The sequence below is a fragment of the Yimella radicis genome, assembly GCF_054778255.1.
Map to the genome: position 1 here is coordinate 16950 of NZ_BAAGZR010000023.1, position 26701 is coordinate 43650.

Annotated in this window: 22 protein-coding genes and 1 pseudogene; 9 read left to right on the forward strand and 14 right to left on the reverse strand. The window is 65.8% G+C overall.

Annotated features, from left to right (window positions below; all coding sequences use genetic code 11):
- Nucleotides 1–95: 95 nt before the first annotated feature.
- Nucleotides 96–866, reverse strand: coding sequence for a MerR family transcriptional regulator (locus ACYU8W_RS12110; RefSeq protein WP_499469384.1), 771 nt, complete (start codon nucleotides 864–866; stop codon nucleotides 96–98).
- Nucleotides 867–1157: 291 nt separating this feature from the next.
- Here ACYU8W_RS12110 and ACYU8W_RS12115 point away from each other — a divergent pair, with 291 nt between their 5' ends.
- The 3 genes from ACYU8W_RS12115 (at nucleotide 1158) to ACYU8W_RS12125 (ending at nucleotide 3333) form a co-directional block, all read left to right on the forward strand.
- Nucleotides 1158–2063: a DUF8370 family protein gene (locus tag ACYU8W_RS12115; RefSeq protein ID WP_499469386.1), complete on the forward strand. Its 906-nt coding sequence runs from the start codon at nucleotides 1158–1160 to the stop codon at nucleotides 2061–2063.
- 225 nt (nucleotides 2064–2288) lie between these two features.
- The gene (locus ACYU8W_RS12120; protein ID WP_499469388.1) at nucleotides 2289–2480 is read left to right on the forward strand and encodes a recombinase family protein; all 192 of its coding nucleotides are present in this window, start codon (nucleotides 2289–2291) and stop codon (nucleotides 2478–2480) included.
- 208 nt (nucleotides 2481–2688) lie between these two features.
- Entirely contained in the window at nucleotides 2689–3333 is a 645-nt protein-coding gene (locus ACYU8W_RS12125; protein ID WP_499469389.1) for a recombinase family protein, read from the forward strand.
- A gap of 43 nt (nucleotides 3334–3376) precedes the next feature.
- On the opposite strand, the gene ACYU8W_RS12130 is transcribed toward ACYU8W_RS12125, so the two are convergent.
- Nucleotides 3377–4669, reverse strand: a complete 1293-nt coding sequence (locus ACYU8W_RS12130; RefSeq protein WP_499469391.1) for a hypothetical protein — start codon at nucleotides 4667–4669, stop codon at nucleotides 3377–3379.
- A gap of 521 nt (nucleotides 4670–5190) precedes the next feature.
- Between ACYU8W_RS12130 and mobC the strand changes: the two genes are divergently transcribed.
- Nucleotides 5191–5631 (forward strand): plasmid mobilization relaxosome protein MobC, encoded by a 441-nt coding sequence (gene mobC / locus ACYU8W_RS12135; protein ID WP_499469392.1) that lies wholly within the window; start codon nucleotides 5191–5193, stop codon nucleotides 5629–5631.
- Entirely contained in the window at nucleotides 5628–7301 is a 1674-nt protein-coding gene (locus ACYU8W_RS12140) for a relaxase/mobilization nuclease domain-containing protein (RefSeq protein WP_499469394.1), read from the forward strand. Before mobC ends, ACYU8W_RS12140 begins: the two co-directional genes overlap by 4 nt.
- 190 nt (nucleotides 7302–7491) lie before the next feature.
- Here the strand turns inward: ACYU8W_RS12140 and ACYU8W_RS12145 are convergent.
- A pseudogene (locus ACYU8W_RS12145) lies at nucleotides 7492–8142 on the reverse strand (ISL3 family transposase); the annotation flags it as partial.
- A gap of 424 nt (nucleotides 8143–8566) precedes the next feature.
- Here ACYU8W_RS12145 and ACYU8W_RS12150 point away from each other — a divergent pair.
- Together ACYU8W_RS12150 and ACYU8W_RS12155 are read left to right on the forward strand one after the other, a co-directional pair.
- Complete coding sequence (locus ACYU8W_RS12150) at nucleotides 8567–8929, forward strand: hypothetical protein (RefSeq protein ID WP_499469396.1); 363 nt, start codon at nucleotides 8567–8569, stop codon at nucleotides 8927–8929.
- 246 nt (nucleotides 8930–9175) lie between these two features.
- A complete protein-coding gene (locus ACYU8W_RS12155) occupies nucleotides 9176–10234 on the forward strand; it encodes a hypothetical protein (protein WP_499469398.1) in 1059 nt (352 codons plus the stop codon).
- 105 nt (nucleotides 10235–10339) lie between these two features.
- On the opposite strand, the gene ACYU8W_RS12160 is transcribed toward ACYU8W_RS12155, so the two are convergent.
- The 11 genes from ACYU8W_RS12160 to ACYU8W_RS12210 form a co-directional block, all read right to left on the reverse strand.
- Nucleotides 10340–12196: a hypothetical protein gene (locus ACYU8W_RS12160; RefSeq protein ID WP_499469399.1), complete on the reverse strand. Its 1857-nt coding sequence runs from the start codon at nucleotides 12194–12196 to the stop codon at nucleotides 10340–10342.
- A complete protein-coding gene (locus tag ACYU8W_RS12165) occupies nucleotides 12193–12612 on the reverse strand; it encodes a DUF4913 domain-containing protein (RefSeq protein WP_499469401.1) in 420 nt (139 codons plus the stop codon). The genes ACYU8W_RS12160 and ACYU8W_RS12165 overlap by 4 nt, the downstream gene beginning before the upstream one ends.
- 83 nt (nucleotides 12613–12695) lie before the next feature.
- Entirely contained in the window at nucleotides 12696–14537 is a 1842-nt protein-coding gene (locus ACYU8W_RS12170; protein ID WP_499469402.1) for a type IV secretory system conjugative DNA transfer family protein, read from the reverse strand.
- Entirely contained in the window at nucleotides 14537–15847 is a 1311-nt protein-coding gene (locus ACYU8W_RS12175) for a toprim domain-containing protein (RefSeq protein ID WP_499469403.1), read from the reverse strand. The genes ACYU8W_RS12170 and ACYU8W_RS12175 overlap by 1 nt, the downstream gene beginning before the upstream one ends.
- Nucleotides 15844–17475, reverse strand: a complete 1632-nt coding sequence (locus tag ACYU8W_RS12180; RefSeq protein ID WP_499469404.1) for a putative type IV secretion/conjugal transfer ATPase — start codon at nucleotides 17473–17475, stop codon at nucleotides 15844–15846. Before ACYU8W_RS12180 ends, ACYU8W_RS12175 begins: the two co-directional genes overlap by 4 nt.
- 27 nt (nucleotides 17476–17502) lie before the next feature.
- Nucleotides 17503–19017: an SCO6880 family protein gene (locus ACYU8W_RS12185; RefSeq protein ID WP_129626950.1), complete on the reverse strand. Its 1515-nt coding sequence runs from the start codon at nucleotides 19015–19017 to the stop codon at nucleotides 17503–17505.
- Between the two features lie 45 nt (nucleotides 19018–19062).
- Nucleotides 19063–20982, reverse strand: a complete 1920-nt coding sequence (locus tag ACYU8W_RS12190) for a hypothetical protein (RefSeq protein ID WP_499469406.1) — start codon at nucleotides 20980–20982, stop codon at nucleotides 19063–19065.
- Nucleotides 20979–21779, reverse strand: a complete 801-nt coding sequence (locus tag ACYU8W_RS12195; protein ID WP_499469408.1) for a DUF8175 domain-containg protein — start codon at nucleotides 21777–21779, stop codon at nucleotides 20979–20981. Before ACYU8W_RS12195 ends, ACYU8W_RS12190 begins: the two co-directional genes overlap by 4 nt.
- Nucleotides 21780–21824: 45 nt before the next feature.
- Entirely contained in the window at nucleotides 21825–22307 is a 483-nt protein-coding gene (locus ACYU8W_RS12200; RefSeq protein ID WP_499469410.1) for a hypothetical protein, read from the reverse strand.
- A gap of 10 nt (nucleotides 22308–22317) precedes the next feature.
- Nucleotides 22318–22968, reverse strand: a complete 651-nt coding sequence (locus tag ACYU8W_RS12205) for a DUF6668 family protein (protein WP_499469411.1) — start codon at nucleotides 22966–22968, stop codon at nucleotides 22318–22320.
- Nucleotides 22965–24650: a M23 family metallopeptidase gene (locus ACYU8W_RS12210; RefSeq protein ID WP_499469413.1), complete on the reverse strand. Its 1686-nt coding sequence runs from the start codon at nucleotides 24648–24650 to the stop codon at nucleotides 22965–22967. The genes ACYU8W_RS12205 and ACYU8W_RS12210 overlap by 4 nt, the downstream gene beginning before the upstream one ends.
- Before the next feature lie 21 nt (nucleotides 24651–24671).
- Between ACYU8W_RS12210 and ACYU8W_RS12215 the strand changes: the two genes are divergently transcribed.
- Nucleotides 24672–25052, forward strand: coding sequence for a hypothetical protein (locus ACYU8W_RS12215; RefSeq protein ID WP_499469415.1), 381 nt, complete (start codon nucleotides 24672–24674; stop codon nucleotides 25050–25052).
- Between the two features lie 221 nt (nucleotides 25053–25273).
- On the forward strand, nucleotides 25274–25726 hold the full coding sequence (locus ACYU8W_RS12220) for a hypothetical protein (protein ID WP_499469417.1): 453 nt from the start codon (nucleotides 25274–25276) through the stop codon (nucleotides 25724–25726).
- Nucleotides 25727–26701: the final 975 nt, after the last annotated feature.

Genomic DNA, 26701 nt, shown 5'->3' on the forward strand with positions numbered 1-26701 from the left:
TGCATTATCCCATGTAATAGTTCTGTGTGTGACAGCCGTTGCGCTCACGAGTCGCAGGGGCAGTCACGGCGGTCGAGTCAGGCGCACCGCGGGTCTCAGGGGGCGCCGAGGTGGCTGACCTGGGGATCTTCGACGTTGATGGCGCGAGATCCTACGGTGCTCAGCGCTCTGGAGTCAGCCGGCAACTCCTCGTTGGGCCTCACTCCGAGAATCACTGTCGTGGGGTCAGTTCTCAGGTCTTGATCAACGCCAGTGGCCAATGTAATGCGCGTTCGGGCCAGCCAGACGCTTCGAACCTCGGGGGTGTCCTTGCCGGGCGTTTCCACCTCGACCTGTCGAGCGATGGCGAAGCCGAGCGTTGTATTGATGTCATCGAGGTTCTTCTCCTCGCCGTCCTTCATGACGACGACGATGTCGGCCGGCGTGCAGCCGTGGCACTCTGGACAGGTCATCAGCACATCCGAAACGACGACCGGCATCGCCGTCGATCCCTCGGTGGAAAGGACCCGCTGGCGCGCGACGTACTCGAGTTCGCCCAAGTCGAGGCGCCGCTCGCGGCGAGCACGCGTGAGCAGTTTCCACACGGGCAGTAGCTCTCGAATCGCGTCAACGGTGAGACCGCCTTCCCGGGCGCGAAGCACCCACTTCAACAGATCTACGACAACCCGCGGGTATGCCCCCGCACGCGAGCCCACTCGAATCGACTTCGGAAGTATCCCCTCTGTGACGTAGAAGGACAGCTGTCGCTCACCAATTCTGTACCCGACTTGCCGCACCTCGTTGAGCAAGTCGGACTTCGTAACCAGATCAGGATCCGATCCCTGAAGCTGCAGATACTCGAGGAAGCCGTTCTCTTCGACCGTCATAGCGCCACCTTCACCGGAGTTGTTTACACTACTACTGTAGCAGTGGGCACGGTGAGTGAGTGACACCGCAGTAGTTTTGATCGTGGTGTGGTATCCTGTACACAGGCGGCATTCAGGTATCGCGGTCGCACCGCGGGCCGGGGAGTCGTCAGCGAATCGAACAACGACCCAAAAATGAGGTCGAGGCGGGCACCATGGGTGCCCGCCTCGGTGTGGGCCGCACGCGGCCGAGTAGACAACGACAGCGTACGACCCCCTACCTCGCTACTCAAACGAGGGAGGCAGATCGCCTTGCGCACTGTCACGCAGTACTACGGGATCACTGCCGACGTTCCGTTCTTGAACGTCGACATCGATGACGACAATCGGATGTTCGTCGATCCGTTCAAAATCCGCATGGGCCTTGGCCCAGCCGCGTTCGCACGCGCGGCTAACACCTGTACGTCGAGTTACTTCGACGAGATCACCAGCGCAGTCGTGTCGAGCAGTCCGTCCCACCGTGCGCGGGGCCTGGATCTTCTCCAACACTTCGAGGAACCACGGGAGACCCGCCTCGGTATGTCCTCGCGTGGTTTCAACGGCCACGGTGGCGCTGACGGAGTTGGTCAGGACATTTGGGACACTCTCGACGGTGACGCCGCCGTGCTCGTTCAGGTTGGTGTCCTGCACCAGATCGAGGACATCCCGATGTTTGTTCCGGGAATCGACAACGACATCACGAGCGATCTCACGACGCGCATCATCTTCGAGGCACTCGCCGACTTCACGAGGCACTGTGTTGACCACTTCCCTCAGCTAGCCGGCGGAACGGGGGTCGGGTCGTTTGCGCGGCAAGTGTGGGACCCGGCGTCGTTGAGCTGGGTCCAGAAATCGCTGGATCTACCGACCGCGGACGGCGAGCCGCTGGTGCTCGTTCCCAAGGACTGGGGGACGCGCAACCTCCTCCTCAACGCCACTCGCCTATACGAGACCGAACTTCTGACGCACGTCCAGATGGAGCGAGCTGTTCGAACGCCCAAGGGCAAGTTGTTAAAGACGCCCAAAGACAGACTGCAGAGGGACCCGCAGCTCCGACGAGGCTACGAGACGATCATCCGGGTTGTCGAAGATGCTCACGGCAAGGGCACCGACATCGTGTCCGACTTCAAGCGGTGGGCTGAGGAGCGGTACTACGAACGTTATGGCGAGATCTCCTGATTCGATTGCAGGCTGCCCCCGACGTGTGGTTGGTGGGCAGCCTGCAACTGGGTGGCGGTCCGGGCGCTGACCGGGTCATCGCCTTGGTCTCCAGGAGAGGTGAGGTTGAGCGGCTGCTCACCGATAAGACCAGCGGCGGCGATCGGACCGACCGCAAGGGCCTGGAGGCGATGCTGCGGAACGTGCGCGCCGCCGACACGATCCGGGTGGCTTCGATGGGCCCGGATGGCGCGGTCTCTGATCGGCCTGGCGCAGCTTGTCGACGAGCTGATGCAGCGCGGCGCGCGGGTGGAGTTCGTCAAGGAACGCTTGATCTTCGACGGCGCGATCGTCGAGGACTCGTTCGCCCGGTTCCAGCTGCACATGCTGGGTGCTGTCGCTGAACCGGGGCGGCAGCTAGCCCACTCCGCGTCGTGATTGTGCAGTTCCAGGTAGGGCAACCGACGGGATGTGCCTGAAGGGGCGTTCGTAAGTCGCGGCGCTGCGGCGTGAGCGAGTTCATGCAACACGCTCAGTGGCTGGCGCATTGAGGGCAGGATTCCGAGGGTCCCTTGGGCCCACGCCAGATTCCGATCTCCCATCCACCAGCTATCGCGCGGCGTAGAAGGCTCGCCTTTCGAAAGGGGTGCGTCCCTGCACCCCCAGAGGTGCAGGGACGCGCGCCCGGCCCCGTCAGCAGGGGGATGGTCCCACAGGTATTCGTTCGCGACCCGGGCCGAAGCCATCACCGGAGTCAGTACCTGGATCGACACGGTCTACAACCGTCGCAGGCGGCACAGCGCCCTCGGTCAGATCAGCCCCGATAGCGTTCGAAGACCAACTCCGGCTCGCTCGATCGCTCGTGGACCTTGAGCAGTTGGTCGACGAACTCACCAGCGCCGGCGTGGCCGTCGAGTTCGTCAAGGAACGTCTTACCTTCGCGGTGAGCTCGAACGACCCATTCGCCACATTCCAACGACAGCTCATCGGGGCCGTCGCCGAGCTTGAGCGGTCGTTGATCCGAGAGCGACAACGCGAAGGCATCGAACTGGCGAAGAAGCGCGGCGCATACAAGGGACGTGCCCGCCTCCTCACCAACGACCAGGTGCTGCACGCGCGACGCGCCGCGGCGGCCGGCGTCCCGAAAGCGAAGATCGCCCGTGAGTTTGGATGCTCCCGCAGCGTGCTCTACGACGCGATCGCCGGCCGCGGCGCCTACGCAACCGCCACAACCTCCACTGCACCTCGGCAGCCGTTGGCTGGCGCCGATGAGGTTGAGTTGCCTCTATGAGCGTGGTCCGTCCGGTCTGCTGCACGGCTGCTCGCCGTAAGTGTCAGCCAGCATCGTCCGTGTTTGGCGAGGGGTAATCCAAGCGCCCAGTCGTCTCTAGAAGTAGCCGTCGTGCGGCTGCGGCGTCGAGCTCGTCGAGCTGAACGTCACGCATCAACGAGAACAGGCTCTTCGTTGGGACGACGAGGCCCCCGTCCTGGGCGAAGACGGCCAGATCCTGAGCGTTGTTGTTGGTGTAGGGGGTGCCGCGCGCATCAGGAGCCTTCCCGCGTTCTGGGTTCACGATGAGCCACTTCCCGGCCGGCGGGTCGCCAGCGTGTTGGGACATGTAGTGCTTCTCGTGGCTGCCTATCTGTTGGAACCAGCTTGTAGCGGCCCCTTTCTTGGTTCCCTTCACCTCCGCGATGATCACCCCCTCGGCATCTGGGGACCGGACCTCAATGTCGTGGCGGCGCATCTCCCCCCGCTTCAAAGCAGCATCTGCGTCGGTCGCCTCGAAGCCGAGCGTCTGCAGCGCATCCATGACCGCAGATACCAGTTCGCCACCCTCCTCGGTCAGCAGCCGGCGGGCTCCTTGCACTGCTGCGATTTGGGCAGCGTCATGGTCTCTCTGTGCATCGTCCTCACGTTCCTGTAGCTCGCGCAGCGTTCGCTCGCGGTCGACCTTGACCTGCTTGAGTGCGTTCCACGCACTGAGTTCAGTCGGCGTCATCCACGCCTCGTGTTCGTATCCGAGCGGGGGACCTGGCAGGCGCTCGTCGGATTCCGCCCAGCGGCGCCAAGCCAGCAGCAGCCAAGCCCTGCGATCGGTCACAAACGGCGGAAGGAACCACAGCTCTTCTGCTTTGCTGCCACGCGAAGTGCCGTGCATGACCAAATCCACACCATCCGACGTGTACAGGAGAGATTTGAGGAAGGGTGGGCGGTAGATGCGGTTCAGTCTCCAGCCCCGCAACATCCCGGAAGCTAACAGCTCGTTAGCTCCCGGAACTACTGTCCGCTTCAGCAACTCCGCTACCTCATCGTCGAGGTCGCTCGCGACCATAAGTTTCGTGCCGGACGCCGGCATGGAGGAATGCTGTCTGATCGCGTGAGGGCCGGGTCCGAGGAACAGAGATTGTTGATCGAAGAGGACGCCCCGGGCGATCGGGGGGTGCTCAGATTGACCTACGGATACGAAGGCGTCGTAGTCCGCAGGGTGAAATGTGCCATCGAAGGTCGTGTACTGACGCTCGGTTGGGAAGATTCCCTGCAGGCTGGAGCACTGTTCTTGGTCTCCGATGAAGGCGACACGGGGAGTTGCGTCCGGGCTTAGGACGATGCCCTGATTGGTCACTGATTACCGTCGGCGGGTTGAGGCGCAGTGGTTCGGGATCCACGTGGGCGGCCACCGCGCCGTGACGCTGGTCGTGGGAATCCGAGACGCTTTAGTTCCGACGGCGTCCAGCCCGCCCCAGCTGCCACGCTCCACGCCTCAGCCTGCGCGCGTTCTGCAACGACCAGACGTTCGCGTGCTTGGCTCACCTCTGTGTGGGCTTGCTCGAGCTTTCGCACACTGTCGAGGCGCCCTTCGAGCAGTTCTTGTGCCTTGGTGGTGATCTCACTCATGCACTCATGGTAGGTCGGGCCACCGACAGGAGGGCCGCATCAGACCGCCCCCTAGGGGCTTCGGCTCCCGGCAGGGGCATTAGCTGAAGCGCTACCGCATTCGGCGGGAGCAAGTCGGAGGTTTAGGTGCCGTAAGTCGCTCCTTGGGCTTCGCCTGGCGGATCGACTTGTGAGAGACTGACGAGCACAAGCGGTAGTTTTCGACGGCGGCGCAGCCGCTCGTCGCCGAGTTTGGCGGGAGGGATCGCCGTGGCCGACCAGGGCTCTGAGTCGCCTGATCCGTCGTCGCGTCCCGCCAAGTTGTTCCGGGGTCGTCGCCGGTCGAACTCTGCCGCGGGTGCCCGTGACTTCCGCACGGTCATTCGCCATTCCGAGGAGGAGTGGGTTCGGGTGCAAGCGTTGGCTGCCGCGCAGGGCATTTCGGTTCCGCGGTTGTATGAACGCGCGTTGACGACGGGTGGTGTTGTCGCGTCGGCGAAGCTTGCTCGGATCCATGACGAGCTGTACGGAGTGCGCCGTTTGCTCGCGATCGACTCCAACAACTTGAATCAGCTCGCGCGGGTCGCGAACACGACGGATCGGTTGGAGGCCGAAGCCGAACTGCTCGCGACCGTAGAGCACTTGTCACGAGTTGCTGATCGGATCACGAAGGTCATCGAGCAGTTGCCGGAGTCGGAGCGCAAGGCGTGAGGATCAGCGTTTTGAAGTCCGGCTCGGATGCGGCGGGCCTGACCCGCTACCTGTACGGGACCGGCAAGGCGAACGAGCACTCCAACCCCCACTTGGTGGCTGGTTCGCCCGGCCTCGAGCTCGAATGGGCGGGCGAGTTGTCTCTCAAGGAGGCGACCATTCTTGGGCGCGTCGTCGAGGGCGCGTGGCGCGAGAACTATGTGGAGCAGCTGGCCCTAGCGGGGGCTTCCCAAGGTGGAATCAGCCGCGCCCAGCTGCACCGCGACGGCGTTGAAGCGACGGGGCGGACGCACATGTTCCATGCGTCAATGGCACTGCCTCCCGACCACGAGACGCTGTCCGACGAGCAGTGGCACACCCTTGCTCACGAGTACGTGAAGCGCATGGGGTTCGTCGACGAGAACGGTCACGGATCGTCGTGGGTCGCGGTTCGTCACGGTCTGTCCGCGAAGGGCAACGATCACGCTCACGTCATGGTGAACCTTGTTCGCAACGACGGCAGTTGGGCGTCGGAACACAAGTCCAAGCTCGCCGCCGACCGCATCGGGCGAGAGCTTGAGCAGGAGTTCTCCGCCTTCCTCTCCCCCACCTACGAGCAACCTGCCGTCGAGAGTGAACGGCAGCCCGGTTTCAGCGCTTACTCCCAGGCTGAGTTGCGTCGCGCGGAGGAACGAGAACTATCCGGGCGCGGTCCGATCGACCCGGACCGGGTGCACTTGCAGCGAGTCGTTCGTGGCATCGCGATGGGCTCTCGGACCGAGGCCGAATGGTTGAACAACCTCGCGAACCAGGACCTGGAGATCGTGCCCCGGTGGGCACCCGGTGGACGGGAGAAGGTCACCGGGTACAGCGTGCGTTTCGCCGATCAGGACTCGGTCCGGATCGCGGCCTCGAAACTCGCACCTGACCTCACCCTCACCTCGTTGCGCCGGTCGTTGTGGGAGATGAACGAGACCCCTGAATCGAGGGCACAAGCGTTGGCGCTGTGGCGGGACGAGGCTCCCGTCACCGATCCTGAACCTGTTGATGCGCCGGCGGAGTTGGAGCAGGCAAACCGTCATTTGGCCGATTGGGAATCTGATGTGCGGCAGACCGACCCGCACGATGTCGACCAGTGGCGATCGCACGCGGCGACGGCCGCGAGCCTGCTCGCGTTGGCGGCGATTCATCACCCCGACCGCGAAACGGGTTCCCAGCTCGGCACCGTCTCCGACGAAGCCGCACGGGTCTCCTTCGAGCCACAGCAGCCACGGCACCGCAGCTACGGTCACGGCAGCCTGCAACCACGCACCAGTAGTGCCGGCCTCGCGCTGGTGCATTTCAACCTTGCGCTGCGGGCCTCGTCGACCAACTCCACCCGGGGTTGGTACGCGGTCATGAAGCAGATGCAACGCACCATGCGAGCCATCGAGGATGCTCAACGGGCCCGTGGTGAACTCGTCGCCGCCACCCGCACCAGTGAACTCGTCGCAGCCCACCTGGTGCCGATCTCCGACATGGGCGGGCATCCGGATCATTCGCTCACACCTGAACTCCCGACCCGCGATCCGATTCGTGCGTGGGAGCCTTCAGCGCCCAAGCCGCCCCTTGGGCTCGACTTGGGCGAACGCCCAGGGTTACCCGGAAGCCGCGGTCTGGACGCGAGCACCGGCCGCGGTTACGGACGTTAACCACTCCTATTATGGCTCTTCGCCGTTGAGCGTGGGTCATAGGTTTAGTCCGCCGCCGATGAGGAACATGCGGAGGCGGTAGTTGTCGCGGTTGCGGAAGCCGCGGGTGATACGGCGGTGCAGTTCGATGTGACCCGTTCATGGCTTCGGTGCCGCCGTTGCTCGGGCCACCGGTGTCGAAGTAGCCGAGGAACTCGGTGCGCCCCTGGTTCAGGGTGCGACCCAAGCGTGCGACTTCGCCGATCGGGCAGGTGACGAACGTGCGCAGGACTTGTTCGGCGGTCTTGGGGCCGGCCGCGTGCATGGGCTGGTGGTACACGGATCGGACGGGTTGGGCGCATTGCCAGGCGAGCTCGACCTCGAGGCGGGCTTCGTGCGCGGTGAACGCCGCGGCGAGGCGTGCTCGTTGCCGGTCGGTGAGGTTGTCTTGCCCGGCTCGGAGGATGTTCCGGATCCGGTACAACGGGTCGTCCTGACGGCCTCGGTGCCCGTGGAGTTCTTGCTGGACGCGGCGGCGGACCTGATCGACCATGTGGGTGGCGAGTTTGACGACGTGGAACGCGTCCAGCACCGCGCGGGCGTCGTCGAGTTGGTCATCGATGGCGTTCTTGTATCCGTGGAACGGGTCCAGGGTCGCGACCTGCACTCGGTCACGAAAGTCTTCGCCGCGGTCGGTGAGCCAGTCGGCGTACACCTTCCCGGACCGGCCCGGGACGAGGTCGAGTAGTCGGGTTCGTTTGTGTCCGTTGGCATCTGGTGTCAGGTCGACCATCCCGGTGAGTTCTTTCGGGCCATGGCCGCCGTGCTCGACTGGCTTGGTGCTGACGTGGTGCCACGACATGTTCGTCGACGCCCAGGATCGTGTCTCCGTCGAATCGGGCCGGTCGTCCGCAGCGGCTTGCAGCAGTGGCCGGATCGACTCCCACACGGTGCGCCACCCGGTACCGAGCTGCCGGCGGATGCCGTTGATCGAGGCGTGTTCGCGACGGATCTGAGCGATCGCCCACCAGCACGCGCGCGTCGTCAGCTTGGCCCGCGGGCGCCGCGACCCGGTCGTCTTGTTCGACGAACACCGTGCGGGGACAGGAAGGTTCCAGGCAACGCCAGCGTCGCTTACGCCACCGCACCCGGACCGGTCGCCCGAAACAGGGTGCGTCGACCAAGGTCACTACGTTCCGGCCGTGTGAGCCGATGGTGACCGGGATGGCTGTTGCGGCTCGCAGACAATGGTGTATCGACCACGCCCGCCACGACGGACCGCTACGTTGGAGCGCAACATCAGCACACTCGATAAGGGGATGTCCATGGACCAAGACATCGCGGTACAGGTGGCAATTGCGGAGTCCGAGGAGTTGAAGACTCTGCTCTTGGGCTTCTCCGCCGGGGAAGAGCCCATACAAAGCCGTGCCTTCGACGGCGGCCTCGTTGTGACCGGCCTGCTGACTCTTTCGACCGCTTCATTGCCTGTCCTGAAGGCGTGGCTGATAGCGCGAGCTGACCAGAAGCGTTCAACGAAGGTCATCATCGGCGGCAAGCAGTTCGAAGCCTATAGCCGAGAGGATGTTATCGCCATTCTCAAGGCTGTCGAGAAATCCGAGGGCCCGCGAGGCGTCGCTGGCGCCGAATAGATGGAGTCTCTGCCAGACGCCATGGCGGCATATCTGAGCGCGACTAGAGGACCTCACTGCCTCTCCGGAGGCAGTCCGGAATTGACTATCCTTTACGATGGTCTATACGAGAGGCTCGGCAAAATCGTGGGCGAGCTCTTTGGAGTTCAGATTACGCCTCCGATCTTGGCAACTATATATAGCAGAGTGGCCCACGCAGAGACCGTGTCTTTGGGTGGGCGCGCATATATAGTTTACGACCAGTACTTGGGCCAGGTCTTCAACAAGTTGAACCGCCTCTTTTTCGAAGACTCTTCACCAGCCGAAGTGCATGAGTATCTTCACAAGTTATACGCTGCGCGCGGGCTGGCATGCGGCCGACCACAACTCGCAGCATCTCACGCCGTGGCTCACGCCTCACTGTTCGAATACCTCAACTCACAGGCGCGCCAAGCAGATGTTAATCCCGAAGCCAAGGGGGAGCTTTTCCGTATTCGCAGCTTTTACACTGCGTCGCAGGAGGCGTTTGTAATGGCTCACGAATTAGCACATTACATATTTCGGACCCATGTTCACGAAGCCGAAGTTTTTGAACAATATTGTGTTGAGTTGTCGAGTCTCGCCAACATGCCTCGAGGGGCCGACTCGACAGAGAGCAAACTGTTGGACCTTGAGAAGCAGAGACGCGCGGACCTTGCCTCTGGCCCAGGCCTCGGCCAGAGGCACGCGCGCGACGGCCTGCCGAAGCTCCCCGGGTCCTCTATGTCCTCTATGGCCGTCCTTGAAATGTTCGGCATTGATCGGTTCGATGCTGAAACCAACGCTGCAGTCTTAGAGGAGTGCATATGTGATTCGGCAGCGCTCTTTGCAGCTTGTCTCGTTTTCGGGTTAGACAATGTCGGGGACGCGGTCGCGGCGTCCTTCATGGGCCTCCATCACCTGCGATTGATGCGAATGGCGGATCAGGAATTGCTCAACCCGTATGTCGGAGACAACAATATTCCCATGTTGAAGGATGTAGGTATTACGCAATACCGATTCGCATTCTTCAGAAACATGGAGCGCGCGTTTCGATCGTTTGTCTGGCCAGGCCTGCCGGACGCGTCACTTCAGGCAAGAGCCGAGCCGTTCGCCGGAGAGAACCTGGGCTTGTCATTGATAGAACTTAATGATTTGTACGACATTAAAATTGGGATAAACGTCGGTGAGGTGCAGAAAGTCGGCCGGAGCGAGGAAATGAAGCGGGCCGCCGAGCAGTTCCGGTCACGATCAAACGTTGCGGACGGTCATGACGTGGTTGGGCTTCTGTGCGATCTTCCGGCGTAGTCTCCGTACGCGGAATTATCGGCGGCTCGCCGACACCATCCACAGAGAAACCGGGCCCCGCTGGTCTGCGGGGCCCGGTTTCTCTGTGGATGGTCGTGTGAGGTTTCAGCGTCCCCGGCTGCGGTCTGCGCTTCGCTCTGCTGTACGCGCCGTCGTGGTCTTGCGTGCTTTGCGGTTCTTGGGTGTGCGGCCAGCTTTGGCGACCATGGTCGCTGTAGGCGCGGAGAACCCGTGGGAGGAGTCGACGACGGCCTCGCGTGCGTCGGGTGTGACCCCTTCTGCACTCAGGTCGGATTCATCGGCGCGGTCGTAGGCGACGTCCTCACCCTGCGCGCCCTGCTCTTGGGCTCGTTGTTCGTCGTTGTGCCACATTTCGGCCGTTGCTTCTTCGGCGTAAGCCGTGCGGCGTTCAACGTCCGATTGGTGCTCTCCCCGTGCCGCGATCTCCGGGTCGAGGTGGGTCGCGTCGACCTCACCGGCTCTGGCGGCGGCGCGGGCATTCGCCGCGGCGATCCGGTCGCCGTACTCGGCTGCCTGGTCGGCTAGCACATCGACGAGCAACCAGTCCCGACCTCGGGCGGGTGCCGCGCTCTGTTGCTCATTGGCCCACTGGCCGGGGTCAGTGCCGAACCGTGCAACGAACTGGCGCCGCAGCTGCTCGGCTGCGGCCTGGTCGCCGGGGGTGCTGGTCGCGGGAACGCTCGCGGCTTGCCAGGACCGCGCCAAGTCCTCTTGCGAGATCTCCCGAGCCACTTCGGGGTCGAGGTGTTGCGCATACGCGGCGCGCAGCTGTTCGTCCATGGTCGCGGTCTTATCCGAGACCCCGGCGATCTCCTGCGTCGAAGATGCCTGGCGGAGTTGTTCGAGTTCGAGTGCTCCGCGTTCGTCGACGCCGGCCGCCCATGCTTCCTCCAAGCGGGCTGTCCGGTCCGCCTCGTCGAGGCCCTCCAGGTTCTCCCCTGACCAGCGCGCCCACTCTTCTTGCCGGCTGCGCAACGGGATCACGCCCTGGTCTCGTAGCGCCGTCATGTCTGCCAGGAGTTCCGCCCTTGCGTCGGACCCGTTCAGGCGTTCGTCGACGTGTCGACGGTAGTACGGCGGCGCGTGCTCGGCTGCGACCGTGCGTGCTTCGTTCACGCTCAACTGCACCACCGGTGCCGGGATCGTTCCCCAGGCTTGCTCCAATTCGCGCAGTTGCGCCTCGCTGGGGCGCTGCCCGGCTGGCGGATCCAGATCCGCGCGCCCGAGATGGCGTGCCCACTCACGCACCGTTGTCTCGTGGCTGAGTATCCCGGTGCGGGTCCACTCTTGGTGATCAGTGACCAGTTGGGTCGCGGCGTCAAGATCCAGGGTGCCGTCGGCACCGAGCAGACGGTCATCGTTGTGTCGTGTGTAGTACGGCGGAGCATCGCGTTCGGCCCACTCCACCGCCCGGTGCACCTGGTCATCGGTGACCTCTACCGCGGCCGGGGAGGAGGGGGCCGCCGCAGGCTGGCTGGCTGTTCGGTTGGTTGTTGCCCGGGCGAGAATTTGCTCGGGTTCTTGGCCGTGCGTCGTGCGGATCGCCTCACCGATCATCCGCTCGGACTCGCGCGCGAATGGGTCCTGCTCGGACCAGAAACGTGCCTGCTCCCAGGCCCGGGCGGCCTGCTCCGGTGTGGCCCGCTCAAACGTTCCCGGTTGAGTGAAGGGCCGGTACACCATCCGTGCGGCATCGCGTTCGTCGAGCCAGACCCGGTCAGCGTCCCGCAGCTGCCGCTCCTGATCCCGACCGAACCGTTCACGGGCGCGTTCCTGCTCCCGCATCAGCTGCCGCGCCTCTTGCTGCTGTTGCTGCACCCGTCCTGCTTGGGCTCGTTCGCGCTCGGCTTGGCGGCGCGCGACCCGCTCCCCCAGCTGACCCAACCCCATCAAGGCGGTCCGCAGCACCCGGTCGAATTCCTGCCCAATCTCGTCACTCATCGTGCCTCCTTCCTCTGGGCCGCGGGGCGGCCGCCGATCTCTGCGTTGTCATCGACCGGGAACAACCCAGCCGGCGGCTGCACGTTGTTCCAGATCGGCTGCTGCCGGTGGGCGCCTTTGGTCGCATCGCACTGTTTGAACGGTCCGCTCTCACGGGTCAGGGCGGCCATGTGCACGTCCAGGTGGTCGCGCCACCACACCGACAGCGCCGGTGCTGGTTCGCGCCGCATCACCTCGAACGCTTCCCAGCACGCTGACAGGCGGGTGATCGCTTCGGCGTGCTCCCACCACCGTCCGCACCACGCGATCCCGTTGGTGGGGTGTCGCCAGTTGGGAAGGACGTAGGACTCCACGAACAACGGCAGCGACGCGAACCGCAGCCGCACCGGCTCCTGCGCGTCGTCGTCGGTAGGCACCGAATCGGGTTGCCCACCAACCGAACCGGACACCCCACCTGAGGTGGCAGTGAGTGCTTCGTTCTCCCCGGTGGGGTTGCGTTTCACCACCGCGATCCCGCCCCCTTGAACCCTGCACCGGTTCCTGCACCGGTTCCTGCGCCGGCGGCTGTCGCCGCCCAAGCCATCGGGCGTGCACCGTCGACGTCACTGGCTTCCTGCGCGGGCCGGTACAGCTCACGCGAGGAGGTCACGGCCTCGTTCGTGGAGGAGGTGGCTGACCAGTGGTCGAGCCGGATCAGGATCGGCCGGGAACCCGAGGCGTGCAGGATCGCCCGGCCTTGCTCCAACGCAGTCAGGTCGGCCAGCGTCACGATGTGCTCCTGGCGGTGCGTCTCGTTCGTGCTCGACCCGCCCTTTCCGCGGCTGCGGGTGCGTTCGACCCAGTGACGGTCCCCGATCATCTGCACCACACCGGGCAGGAACTTCTCATCACGGATCCCGCGCCCGATCAACAACGCGTTCGCGCTGGAGTACATCTGTCGCCACCCGTTCTCCCCCCAGCACTCTTCGCCTTGGGCAGGGTTTTGCAGGTACACCGAGATCAGCAGTCCCAGGCCGCCGTAGTAGGTGAACAGGTCGGGCAGCTCGGGGATGCGGCACACGTTCGCGGCCTCGTCGAGCTCGAACACGATCGGGTTCGCCACCCGCCCACCTTGCCGGGAGGCGAGCTGTTCGCCGGCGATCATCACCGACCTGGTCAGCGCAGCCACCACGGCACGGCCGGCGGCTCCGCCCCGGCCTTTCGACAACAGGTAGAGCGTGTCGGTCGAGGTGACGAACTGCTCGGCCGTGAACCGGCGCCGTGTCTCGCCCTCACCGGACGGTGCGATCCACCGCACCACGGCGGGGGATCGCATGAATGACACCCATTCACGGGCACCGCCGTACACACCGTCACGCTGCTTCTCGGTGAGGTTCATCTTCTCGCGAAGATCGGTGGCCACCTGGGAGTACCCGTGACGTTCCAGCAGGGCCAGCGGGTCGGCATGATCCATTCGCTGGTTCGGGTCGGACAGCCACTCATACACCTGCGTGATGGGCTGTTCACCGACCGCGGCCGCCAGCAGCAGCCCGGACAGCAACGCCCGCGACGCCGAGGTGAAGTAGGCGTCCGTACGGGCGTTGCCCGGGGTGACCGCGGCCGAGAGGATGTCCACCAACTCGTCCGCGCGCTCGACCCCGTCGACGAAGTCGAGCATGTTCCAGTACCACTGCGGGTCCTCGCCCTGACTCCCGGCTTGCCCGGTGATGTTCTGCAGGTCAAGACACCAGATCGTGCCGCCCGCTTCCCGGCCGGCGCGGGTGTCGTAGTACACGTCCGGTTTGTTGCTGGTCGTCACGACCGGTAGGCCGGTCGCCCGCAGGATCCGCGGGACGACCTCGCACGAGGACTTACCGGCACGGGTTCCCATCACCATCAGCAGGGACCATTCCCACCCAGACCACAGCCGCCGCTTGCGCAGGATGCTGGTCCCGACCGGCAGCCCCGCACCGGTCACGCCGAGCCGTTCAGCGGCCTTCGTACCGGCCTGCTCGGTGAGCGGGTTGATGTCCCGGTCGGTCGACATGTACTTGGCGCGGGCGTCGATCCGGGCGCGGGACTTGTTCCAGCGCCACCACGCTCGAGCACCCCACACCGTGCACGCCCCGAGCACGATGGCCTCCAGGATCAGGACGGCGGTGGCGGTCGTCGACCACAGCGCAGCATCGCCGGTCACGGCCTGCTTGATCCAACCCACTGGGGAGCCGTGGCCGTGTCCGCCGGCGGCCGCGGCCACCCACACCATCAGCCCACCCAGGGCGATGATGCCGACGGCACCGAGCCCGCACCCGGCCAGCACCACATCCTGGCCGCGCCGGTCCTGACGCTCCGGTTGCCGCATCACATGCCCCGTTCACTCTCGGTGCTACTGCTCAGATTCCGTGGTTGGGAGTGGGCTGGTTGTGCGGCCACTACTGGTGACCGCTCAACCACCCCCGCCCGTTGCTGCGCCGCGAGGGTTTGCAGCTGCTCCCGCACCGACGCGCGGCCGGTGTCCGCGGCCTGCACTGCCTCGAATCCCGCACCCGGCGCAGTGCCGGCAGCCACCCCACGGGGCTCGTTGCCGGTCGCCGGCGGCAGCGTGACTTCCGCGGCTCCGGTGACGTGCGCGGCCAGCGCGTCCCGCACGGCTTGCACCTCGACTCCGGCTACGTTGGCGATCCGGGCCGCGTCCGGTGCCCAATAGCAGGGCTCCCGCTCCGCGGCCACGCTCACCGCTTCGCTGGTGCGGCCGGCGCTGAGGTGGTGCTTGATGAGCACCTCACCGGCCGGGCGCGCCTGATCCAGCCTTGTCTGGATCCCGGCCGCACCGTCCGTTTTCAGCACATCGGCCGGGTCTGCTCCTTCGGGCCCGGTCGTCATCAACGGTTCGACCCCGTACTGCGCCAACAACCGGAAGTCCCGCTCGGCGGCTTCCCACCCGGGGCCGTCGTTGTCGCGCCACACGATCGGTTCCTGAGCCAGCTCGGCCAACCGCTCGGCATGCCCTTGAGTGAGTGCCGTTCCCAGGGTGCCGGCACCGACCACCCGTCCACCCGACCCGATCGTGATGGCCAGGGCGTCCGCCGGCCCTTCCACGATCGCGACCTGCCCACGAACCGGCAGAGCCGAACAGAACAGTTCGCCCTTGTCGAACAGTTCGGTTCGCTTGGTGTTGATGTACTTCGCTGTTCCGGGGTTGTCAGGGTTCTCCCGGCCGACGAAACCGGCGATGCGGCCAGTGTCGTCGTGCACCGGCATCACGACCCGGTCGCGCATCAGGTCCACGACCCGGCCCCGACTTGAGCGGAACGCGACACCGACCTGCAGCATCTCCTCCTCGCTGACCCCTTCGGACTGCAGATGTTCCACCAGTCCACGCCACCGATCAGGTGCGCACCCCGGACGCGCTCCGCGGTCGCCGACCAGATCAACGTGGGTGCGGCCGGTCAGGTGCTCCTGCGCCCACGAACCCTCGTAGTGCGACTCGAACCATTGCGCCGCGAGCTCGTTGATCGCGTACATGCGATCCACGACGGCGGGGTCCAGCCACTGCCGGGCCGCAGCACGGCGTTCGCGTTCTGGTGAGGGGGCAGGTCGCCGGGACGGTTCTTCCCACGCCGACAGGGCTGCCCGGGTCAGTGCATCGTTCGCCAAGTCGGTGTCGCTCATCGCAGGCTCCGCTCGTCGTACATGCGCGCGGCCCGCAACTCATCCCAGGAGCTGTTGGTGTCGTTGACCTCTTTGACCACCGGGGACAGGTTGGCCCGGAACGCGACACCGGGTGACCGGCCCACCTTCAGCAAGAACTTCCCTCGCCCGGGCGGTTCACCTTCCTGGCTGGTGTCCGGGTCCACCGCCGGCTGGTCGGTCCACCCCACGAGCTGGTCCTGCTCCGTCTTCGACATGTCGAAAACGGTCACCAGGTTGCCCATCTCCTTACGCGACAACCCGCCCATCACGACCAGGGGCGATTTCTCCACGAACCCCCACGCCAGCGTCGTCAGTTGCGGGTCCGGCAGGCGCAGGTCTTCCATCGTGTGCGTGCAGAAGATCGCCCCGAGCTTCAACGTGCGGATCAACCGGATCATCACGTCCAGGTACTTCGCGATCACCGGCAACGCCTTCAATGGTCGGTGTAGTTCGTCTCCGACCAGTAGATAGGTGCGGTCCTCGATGACACCGGCACCGGCCAGGTACTTCGCGGCCGCGACGGTCGACGACAGCAGCGACCAGGTCGCCAACTGTGCCGCGCCCATCAGCTCGTCTGCGCCCTGCGGGATGGAGGACAGGTCCATGTCGACCGGACGGGTCAGGTCCAGGTCGAAACTGGACTGCCCGGCGAACGTTGAGCCGAACGGCCCATCACCGCCCAGGGCTGCCAGCGACCGCAGCAGCCCTTCGGACAGGTCGTCGTATCTGTTGTCGTCGCCGCGGTCGTAGGCGACCTGGCGAAGGCGCGGGTGCCGCGCGGCCACTACGGCGACCAGGTCTTCCAGGACCGGGATCCCGTCGTGCTCTTGGTCCAGGACGTCGATCCCGGCCGCGAGCAGCGTCTTTTCGGTGTCTGCCAACGGTTTTCCACGCACGATCTCCAGGAGTCCCTGCGTGAGGTTGATCCGGGAGTTACGGATCATCGCCAGGCATTCCAGCAGTTCTTTGTCCGGCAAGTTCCCGATGTACCGGGCCATCGGTCCGGGGTCGAGCGGGTTGATGGTGCCCGCTCCTGGGCCCACCTCGATGCGGTACCCGCCGATTGAGTCGATGACCGGGCCGAAGTCGGTGCCCGGGCGGATGTCGCTCATGATGATCGGGGTGATGCCCCAGTTGGGCATGATCGACACCATCTGACGAATCAGGGACGTCTTGCCCAGTGCAGGCAGCCCCAGCACGAACATGATCGGTGACAACAACCGGTTGGCCAGGAACCAACTGATCGGGTCGCAGCTGACCCGTTCGGCGGCCGGGGTGAGGGTGCGGCCGATCGGGACACCGACACTGGGCAGACCGCCACTGATCCCGAACGGGTAGAACGCCCCGTTCACCTGCACCGAGGTTCCACGGATCTCCGGCGGCGGTTCCCGCCAGAACGTGCGGCCACCCCCGGGGCCGGTCCAGCCTCGCTCTCCCGGCTCGGACCCGGCCGCCTCCCACGGGTTCAACAACATCTTGGTCTGCTGCTTGCGCCGCTGCGCACGCTCGCGCTTGTCGAGTTCTTGGCTGCTCGGGCCCGCCCCGGCCCATCGCCCCACGGTGACCCGTGCTGCCTCGTGCTGGTCTCGTTCCAGAAGGTCAGTCATCACTGGCTCCTCAACAGTTCGTCTGGTTTACAGGGCGTCGCGGACGACGTCGGGCAGCTTGGTTTCGCGGGCGACCACCAGGCCGATGGGCGTCGAGGCCATCGCCGCGACGGTCTGTGACCCGTACGCGACGCGGTGACCCAGCCGGCGACGATCCAGCAACCCTTCGATGGTGTTGCTGGAGAACTCCAGCTCTTCATCGGAGAAGGCCGTTGCGGTGACGATCATCGAGAACCGCTGCAGCAGGGCACCGGCTGATTCCTCGTCCTCGGTCTTCAGCGCAGCCGTCAGCTCGTCGCGCTGCCGGGACGTCACACGCTCGTTCTTAGAGGCACCGAACGAGGCCGACTTCACCTGAGCCTCGGCGGCCTGCGCGGACTTCACTGCTTCCTCCGGACGGAACAGGACCGCGACCCGCTTGCGCTGAACCTCCGCGTGCGGAGCAAGCAGCGGGTCCAACGCCTCATCGGTCTGCTCACCACGCGCCGGGCTGAGCATCACCCACGACCGCGACACCGCGCCGTCGTGCTCCCACCGGTCGTAATGCTCCAGCGCGAGCATGGGGCCGGCGTCGCGCCAGTCCAGCCCGGTTCCGCGTCGAGTCTGACGGGCCTCATCGATCGCGGCCTCGGCTGAGGGGTTGACCATCCCGTGCACGGTGTCGATGAGTTCCTGCGCGTCGCAGAACCGAGCCGTTTCGCCGGCACCCGTGGTCCGGATGTCACCCAGGATGAACGGCAGTCGGCCGGACAGGTACGTGCGCATCTGTTCCTCGGTGCGCGGCTTTGAACCCAACGTGCGACGCGCATCGAAGGTGATCGTGACCCACACACGGGTCATCGGTTCCCAGTCGTCCTCCCCCGCCAGAGCCTGCTCCAACGCGATCCGGGAAAACTCCGGCGCACCCTCGACCAGGCCACGGGTGGCGCTGGCCCGCTGACGCCGACCCGCGCCGGGGACGGTCTCCACGATCACCGATGCCCCCGCGACCCGCTCCAGGCCCAGGGAGGCCAGGAAGCCACCCCACGTCGCGACTAGGCGGTCGATCGTTTCCTGATCACGCCCGGCACGACCCGGAGGCATGCACCGCACCGCGACCGTCCACAGCTTCGACTTGGGCCACTCGATCACCCCGACCGGGTCGCCCAGGTTCGTCTCCCACTCGTGCAGCACCGTCTGTGCAGCCATACCTGGCAGCCGGGTCCGACCATCCGGGGTGCGACCCGTAGGGCCCTGCACCAACGCGGTCTCCCCACGACGCCGCGCGGCGCTGAACGCCCTACGTCGCGCGAGCCGGTGGGCCCGTGACCCCTTGCGTGAGGGCCACACCAACGGGATCTCGACCAGCAACACGAACGCCGCCAGCGCCAGCATCGGCCACCACAGTTTGAAGAACATCAACGGCACCAGCAGGAACGTCGACAAACCCACGACGGCGCTCTCACCCGGTGAGGTCTTGAACAATCCAGGCCAGCCCGGCTTGCGGAAGTTGCCGTACCGGATCCGCTCCTTGGTCCCGGTCACTTCATCAGCGGTCGTCATCATCTACTCCTTGAAGTTCGAAAGGGGGCCGGGTTTGGTTTGGTGTCAGTGGCCGGGAGGGATCAGTCGGTCCGAGGACGACATGCGTCGACCCGCCTCACCAGCCCCGCGCGCCCACGACGGCAAAGCCATCTGGTCCCGCCGCGACGGCGACACCTGCCCGCCTGGGCGGGTCGGTATCGGACGGGTCGTTCCACCCCGGCCCTGGCCGTAGGCCGGCGACCCGGACGGTCGCCACGACGACCCGGACGCCGATCCGCCGGACTGTGCTTGCAGTGACGGCCGCGGTGGCGCGGACGGTGCCGGTGGCGCGGACGGTGCCGGTGGCGCGGACGGTGCCGGTGGCGCAGCCGGTGCCGGGTTCGTCCCGCCGCCGCCCTTGCTGACGCCCCCGGGGAACGAGTACGCACTCCGCACCCCAGCAGGCGCAGAACCGAACCCGGCCCCGCTTCCTACCCCGCTGCTCGCCCCGGCACCGGCACCTGCACCGGAGCGAACGGTGCTCGTCGAACCGTTCGTCGCACCGGTCTGGCTCTTGGGTGCGCTCTGACCGTGCCCACCCGTTGCCATAGCAGCCGGTGCAGCAGGGATCGGTGAGGACGACTGCGGCGTCGACACATTCGTGCCTGTGTTCGCCCCGGTCGTCTTCGTGACCGGACCGCCGACCGATCCCCACCCACCCGTCCCGGAGTCGGACGGGATCGCGTTGGACGCCCCCTTCGACAGCCCCGGATCGCTCAAACCCTGAGCACCACCAGCGAGGCCGCCACCCGAGCCGCCACCCGAGCCGCCACCCATGAGAGCTGCGGCCTGTCGGCTGCCCGGTGCGGATCTCATTGCACTGCTCTGGCTTTGGTTGCCACCGCCGCCGGTCTGTCCGGTGCTGGTGCCTGTCTGTGACATCCGGCCCGTGGTCGACTTCACCGCCGAGCCCTGCGCGGCCCTCGACGAGCCACCTGTGGCTGCACCCGCCTTGCCCATCGTCACGACCGCCGACCCGGCAGCGAGAGCCGCTCCCGCGGCCGCGCCACCGGAGAACGCGTTCGAGGTAGTGGCAGCAGCTAACGGGACGATGAACCGGATCACGGCCGGCAGCGCGATCGCCGCCATCAGCACGGTCATGAACCCGTACATCGTGTTCATGAACGCGTCTTTGGACGGTGCACCGTCGGTGCCGTTGCCGTAGATCAACATGAACCCCAGCGCGTAAATCGCCGCCGCCGCCGGCTTGTAGATCAAGAAGGAGATCAACAAACCGATCACCTTCTTGGCGCGGACCCGTCCCTCATCACTGGCTGCGGTCGCGGCCGCGAAGTGCATCCACAGCACCAGCAACATGATCAGCGGTCCCCGCATCAGCATGAACATCAACTGCATCAGCGAGGAGAGGATGGCCAGCAACGCGAGGATGAACCACACCGCAAGTGATTGAGTCGAGGACATCGCGTCGTTCACGCTGACCAGCCCCGACAGGGACTTGTTCTTCCCCGTGGTGGCCAGCAGCGACTGCGACAGGGCCGAAGTCGCGGCCAGGCCGGCCTGGACCGCTCCAGCAAGCCCGAGCTGCACCGCCACCACCATCAGCACTGACATGGCGGCCTCGCTGAACGGTCGGGCCGAGACCTGCCGGATCGCTCGCACACAGCACACGACGACCGAAACCAGGCTGCAGACCGCCACCCACCCCGACAACTGATCGGACAGCAGCTGCATCGGCCCGATCATCGCGCCGTCAGGCTTGGTCACATCCGTGATCTGCGGATCCGGGAACTTCATCCAGAACGTTGACAGCTTCTCCAGGAGCATCACCATGCCCTCGAGGAAGCCCTTAACGATCTTCTCCCAAGCACCATCGGTGGCCTTGTCGATGACCTTGCCGCCTACCTTCCCAGCGGCGCACAACGGAAGGTTGACGATGCACCCGAAGTCGACGCCTGGCACTGCGGCCGTACCGACCGGGTTCATGACGACTCCCCCGCGCCCCAGCGGGTCATGGTCGCCAGCGAGTCCAGGACCGTCGGCGCAGGGCCGGCATTGGTTCCATCAACCTTCCAATCTCCGTCCTTCCACAGAATCCGCGGCGAGACCAGCGACCATTGCCCCGGCTGTGAACTCACCGCCACTGCCAGCTCGATCTGTGCCGCGTCCGGGCTCCACGCCAAGACTCGGTAGCCGGCGATGCTGAACTGGACCGAGGTATCCGACCACCCTGGGCTCTGCAGACCCCGTTCGCGGTGCGCACCGGGAGTCATCTGCTGCAAGTGGACCTGCCGCGCAACCTCTGGACTCTGGGTGAAACCCAAGTAGACGTTTGCAGCGAACGCGACCGCGCCGCGTGGGGAGCGGTCAAAGCAGCGCCGGACCCCGTCGGGTTGCTTCACCTTCGGACCGGACTCGGTCAGCGGCGCAACCGTCTGGCCGGCGATCTCCCAGGTCGTCTTCCACGCGACGGTGCCCGCCGGCACCGTGTCTTCCTTCGGTGTCGGGCATGTCCCCGCCGGAGCGGGTTCGCTAGTCGCGGTGGTCGGGGCCTGCGTCGAGGGTGCCGCTGTGTTTGGTGGTGCCGAGGGGGTCACGGTGACGGTCGCCTCGCTCGTGGCCGTGTCGTCTGCGCCGCGACCGAACACAAAGACCGCGATCATCGCCACCACGACCAGGAACATCACTGGAACCGCGAACAGCGGCCACCCGGCACCACGCATCCCCCACGGTCGCGGATCGTCCCCACGCGGTCCGCTATCCGCGTTCTTCTTGTTAAACATGTTTGACCTCCTCGGTCACCAAACAGGTTGCGGTGCAGGGGTTTTTCAGAACGCGAGGACCGAGCCGAACCAGGTGCTGATCGTTCCGAGCAGAGCGGCACCGACCAGAGCGATACCGATCGCCTTCATGCCCTCGTACACGCCGTGCCGGACGGCGCCGATGATCAGCCACACCGCGCCCGCGATGACTGCACCCAGCGCGGCAAGCCCACCGCCGAACAGTGCCCAGCCGATGAGGGTGTTGACCGCGTTCAGCCACGGCGGCTCCTGCGGGGTGACCGAAGGGACGCCTTGCAGGAATTGACCGACCAGGACCGCGGCGCTGGAGATGATCGCGCCCGCGACAAAGCCGATGAAGATCAACTTTCCGCCCTCGAACGCGCCTCGACGGAAGGCGCCGACGATCATCCAGATCACGCCACAGACCACGCCGAGCATCACCGCCATTCCAGCGGTGTAGAGACCCCACCCGAGGTAGGTCATGAACCGGTCGATACCGGGGATTGCGACTGCGTCAGGAACTTCCATGATGTTCTCCTTACAAAGAGGTGTATGTACGATGAATGCTTTTGATAGACAGGCGAGTTCGCCACGACAGCGGAAGATCAGGTGAGGGGGACGTGGCCATCCGGAGGTCTTCGGACCACGGGATCCGCCACAACCTCGGCAGCACACCTGACGCGCCGGGAGCGGCCTTCTTCATGGCCCTTGGCTGTTGTGGGGCGTCGTCGACCAGCACGACACCCAGCACCGTTGCGGCGGGCAACTGGCCGGTGTGCCAGGCATGCGCGAACGCCTTGACCGCTGCCAGGCCCGCGCCACGGGTGGTGGCCACCACCACGCACGGGCCCTCGATCGCCGTCGACGGATCCCACCGGCCCGCGTCGACCACCTCGCAGCCCGCTTCGGCGAGCAGGATCGTCAGCGTCGACGCACCCGCTCCGCCGTGCAAACCCCATACCTGCAACGGCCCGGTCGTCAGCGGTGCCGCTGACTGGTTCGCGTGCAGCGGTGCCCGCGGCCCGGGCTCGACAACCCGATCACCCAGAATCAGCGAGTCAGGCTCAGCGACCGGCTGCAGCGCTTCGCTCTCCATTTCGACCTCGGCCCGGGTGAACGGGTTGCTCACCAGCTGAACCGGCCGCTTCCCCCCGTGCTCGGATTCCGGAGTCGCCTTCAACAACTTCATGCCTTCACTCCCCTCTGCTCACGCGCCCAGCGGTGAGCCTCGATTCCTGCGATGAAGCGCAGCGGGTTCTGACCCGCCGCAACCTTGGTGTCGCCCGCTGGGTCACTGGACGGGCCTTCGGGGCACGGACCGGCCAGCCCGCTGCCACCCGACACCGGCAGCTGCCGCAACAGCTCCGGGTTCGCGGTCAACGCGGCCACCATCTGCACCGCATCCGCCCAGAACGCGCCGTGATAGTTCGCGTCCGCGTTGCGCTGCACCCGATTCGCCGCCAGCGTCGGCGGCATCGAGGCGTAGTCGAACGTCCGCAGCACCTTCAAGAAGTTCTGCGCGGAGATGTACGGGGTCATCCGGTCCGCGTAACTGCCCCACGCACCGTTGTCTCGCTGCTGGAACAGGCCCCTGGAGTCCGGACCAGCCGCGTCCCCGCGGTCGAGCACCTGGAGCGACGATTCGCCCATCGCCGTCATCACCGCGATGGTGATCGCTTTGGCGTCCAGGCGCATGTCCAAGCCGGCCTTGATGATCTGGGCCGCGTTCGCGACCTGCTCACGCCCGTAGGGACCCACCGACTTCGGCATCCACGACGCCCAGGTCGCGGTCCCCTGACCCTGCTTCGTCAGCTGCCCCCCGGCACCCTCCAGGTTCACCGGGCGAACCGCGCCCTGCGCGCCGTGCAGCGAAACGTGTACGTGATCCAGGTGGTTCTGAGTGACCGATCCCCGGTCAGCCATCGGGGTCCATCCCGAACCGGGACGCTCAGCGCGCCAGACGCGCTGATACCAGATGATGTAGCGCACCCCGAGCGCCCCGGCGTTGTCCTGCAGGTACTTGGCAACCTTGTCGCCGGTGGCCTTCCCGTTCGGGATGTCGTTGGTCATGAAATCCAAAGCCAGCCCGGCCTGATGACCCTGCGGGTCATAGTTCGGGCCCGACGTCGGCGGCGGGCGGTACCCGCCCACCGTCTTGATGTTGAACATCGGCCCGACCCGGTTCGCCACAGATACTGTCTGTGGCTGAACCTTCCCCAGCCCGACGTACTGCGTCGACCCGCCCGGGCCTGATTGGGCCGGGGGTGCCGCAGCCGCCGGCGCACCCGTCACGCGGCCACCCACCGCCGGCAGGGTCACCCCGTGCTGAGCCATCCACGGCCGCGGATCAGTCGCTTTCCCGCCCACGAAGATCCCGAAATGCAGATGAACACCGTTGACGTTGCCCGTTGCACCCTCGGTGCCGATCAACCGGCCGGGCCACACGGTGTCACCGACCTTGACCTTGGCCGACCCGGCCACCAGGTGGTTGTAATCCATCCGGGTTCCCGATCCGACGTCGACCTGAACCTGATGCCCCGAGTAGCGGTCGTTGCGGACCGTCACCACCCGGCCTGCCATCGCGGCCACGATCTGCGTCCCGTTGCCGGCGATGTCGATCCCGGGATGCAGCATGTACGTGCCCTTGAGGATCCCGCCCGGGTTCACTCGCATCCCGAAGTTGCTCGTCACCACGCCAGGGCCCACGATCGGCAGCCGCACCGGACCCGTTGCGGTGCCACCCCAGGCCGCGAGGGCGGGGTCGCACACCGCTGACGTCTCGTCCTCGTCAACGCCAGGCGCCACAAGGACCGCGATCAACAGCACCAAGCCCAGGAAACCGGCCACGACACCGGCCACGATCTTGTTCATCAGTGCATCCCCTGCGGCAAGGTGAAGCCCTCCACCAGCCAGGACGTGCTCGGGCCACCAGGAGCAGCAGGTACCAGGTTGACCACGACATTCCCCTGCGCGGTCGGCACCATCACCGGAAACGCCCCTGTGGTCGACCCCTCAGGCACCCGTTGTGGCTCACCCGAGATCCGCAACGCCGGCACATTCGCCGGGTCCGTCCACTGGATCAGTGACCGTCCCCGCGGCGTCATCAACGGGTTCAACGCGCCCCGCCACGCCTTCTCCCCCACCGTGGGACGAGCCCACAGCTCAACAAACCGTTTCGCGGCCGCCCGCAAGGCCCGCTCACTGTCGGCAGGCAGCGAACCCGGCCCGTGGGTGGCCGGCGGAGTCGTCTGCCACTCACCCTCCTCATCATGAGGAACAGCACTCGACGACGACAACGACGACGAAGCCGGCGAAGAAGACGACGAATTCAGCTCCCCTGCGTGAGTGGTCGCGGTCGAGGGAGTCGGAACCGACACCGGACTTGACGCCGTCACCGTCACCGTCCGGGTCTCACCGGACGGGGCCGTGTCGTCGCCGCACCCGGTCAGGCACGCCCAGGCGACCGCGCCGACCAGGAGCCCCGGAACGCATCGGTGAATCCGACGAACTGCGTTGCTCACTTCGCACCACTGCCCTTCGAAGTCGACGAGGACGAGCTCGTTGACGAACTCGAACGCGAAGCCGTCGAGGACGGCCGAACCGAGGAAGAGGGGGTCTGTGCCGTCGCCGACCGCCCAGAGGGGAGGGAGGAGGAGGTGGCCGTCGACGACGGCACAGACGAAGGCGACGACGCACTACCAGCACCACCAGGAAGGACAGTGCGCGTCGCGTACAAACGGGTCTCGGACCCCACCGAGGCGGGAATGAACGAGACACCGGAAATCTGGGCCGCAGGAACACCCACGTCGACCCCGGACGGAGCATCCACACTCCACAAGGTGCGCCCCTGCGCATCCACGACGACCGAGGAACCACTGGCCTGCCCGAAGACCTGCTCATCAAGAACGCGAGTCGTGAGCCACCCCTTCGGCAACACCCGCGCCTGACCCGAGGCAAGATCCACCAGATAGTCCTCGATGACCGCCAACCGGCCCCCCGGGGACACCACTGCCTTCCCCGACACCGTCGAGGCTGACCACCCAGACCCCACCCCCGTCCCCCCAGGAACACGGGCCGTCATCACCGGCCTGGTCGGCGCACTCACACGGAACCGCTGCACCACCAGCTCCTTAGCCGGCGACTCCCAGCCGTACAAGAAACCATCCGGCGTCAGACCAAGCACACCCGCCGGCTTCGCGCCCTTGTCGGGAGCCGCCAACCGGGCCGCGGCCGGAGCCACCCGCCCATCGGTCACCGACCACACCTGACCCGACCGGTCAGCCACCACCGCAGCCTCACCGTGCGTGCCCACCACGGACGCTCCAGCCGGAACAACACGCGGCACCCACCGGCCAGCCTGGTCAATCAGGACCGTCGTTTTCGATACCTGGACCGCCACACCCGAACCCAGCAACAGCGGTCGTTCACCATTTCCCAGCGTGCGCGAGGCCCGCGTACGACCTCGAGCATCCAAGACGCGAACCTGCGACGACGAGGTGACCACGACCCCATCACCAGACGGCCACAACGAGGTCCCCGATGCATCAACGCGGACCGACCACACCTGAGCGCCGATATCGGCCCGCAAACACCGCACCGCGCTATCGCGCCCGGAACGCATCACCGTCGCGACACACGAACCCAGGGCGACAGCCGGCGACGACGTCGACGACGCACCCAGTGATCCAGCCCCACTGTTCGCCAGGGCATCCGATGACCACATGGCGACCATCTGCTCCCCCGAAGGAGACAGCACCGGCAGCTGGGTCGCCGTAGCAGACGGTGCAGCAACCGTCACCGTTCGCACCGTCTTCGTCGACGGCTCCGAGTCAGACATCCGCGACCCCACGATCGCCGCGGCCCCACCCACGGGAATGACCAACACACCAGTCAGGAGAGCGACCAAACCGGCCTTCTGGCGT

Bases quoted from the DNA above. Each gene is read 5' to 3' on its own strand.
- ACYU8W_RS12110 (WP_499469384.1), bottom strand. From the start codon at position 866: ATGACGGTCGAAGAGAACGGCTTCCTCGAGTATCTGCAGCTTCAGGGA.
- ACYU8W_RS12120 (WP_499469388.1), top strand. From the start codon at position 2,289: ATGGCGCGGTCTCTGATCGGCCTGGCGCAGCTTGTCGACGAGCTGATG.
- ACYU8W_RS12160 (WP_499469399.1), bottom strand. From the start codon at position 12,196: ATGAGTGACGAGATTGGGCAGGAATTCGACCGGGTGCTGCGGACCGCC.
- ACYU8W_RS12170 (WP_499469402.1), bottom strand. From the start codon at position 14,537: ATGCGGCAACCGGAGCGTCAGGACCGGCGCGGCCAGGATGTGGTGCTG.
- ACYU8W_RS12175 (WP_499469403.1), bottom strand. From the start codon at position 15,847: ATGAGCGACACCGACTTGGCGAACGATGCACTGACCCGGGCAGCCCTG.
- ACYU8W_RS12180 (WP_499469404.1), bottom strand. From the start codon at position 17,475: ATGACTGACCTTCTGGAACGAGACCAGCACGAGGCAGCACGGGTCACC.
- ACYU8W_RS12185 (WP_129626950.1), bottom strand. From the start codon at position 19,017: ATGACGACCGCTGATGAAGTGACCGGGACCAAGGAGCGGATCCGGTAC.
- ACYU8W_RS12190 (WP_499469406.1), bottom strand. From the start codon at position 20,982: ATGAACCCGGTCGGTACGGCCGCAGTGCCAGGCGTCGACTTCGGGTGC.
- ACYU8W_RS12195 (WP_499469408.1), bottom strand. From the start codon at position 21,779: ATGTTTAACAAGAAGAACGCGGATAGCGGACCGCGTGGGGACGATCCG.
- ACYU8W_RS12200 (WP_499469410.1), bottom strand. From the start codon at position 22,307: ATGGAAGTTCCTGACGCAGTCGCAATCCCCGGTATCGACCGGTTCATG.
- ACYU8W_RS12205 (WP_499469411.1), bottom strand. From the start codon at position 22,968: ATGAAGTTGTTGAAGGCGACTCCGGAATCCGAGCACGGGGGGAAGCGG.
- ACYU8W_RS12210 (WP_499469413.1), bottom strand. From the start codon at position 24,650: ATGAACAAGATCGTGGCCGGTGTCGTGGCCGGTTTCCTGGGCTTGGTG.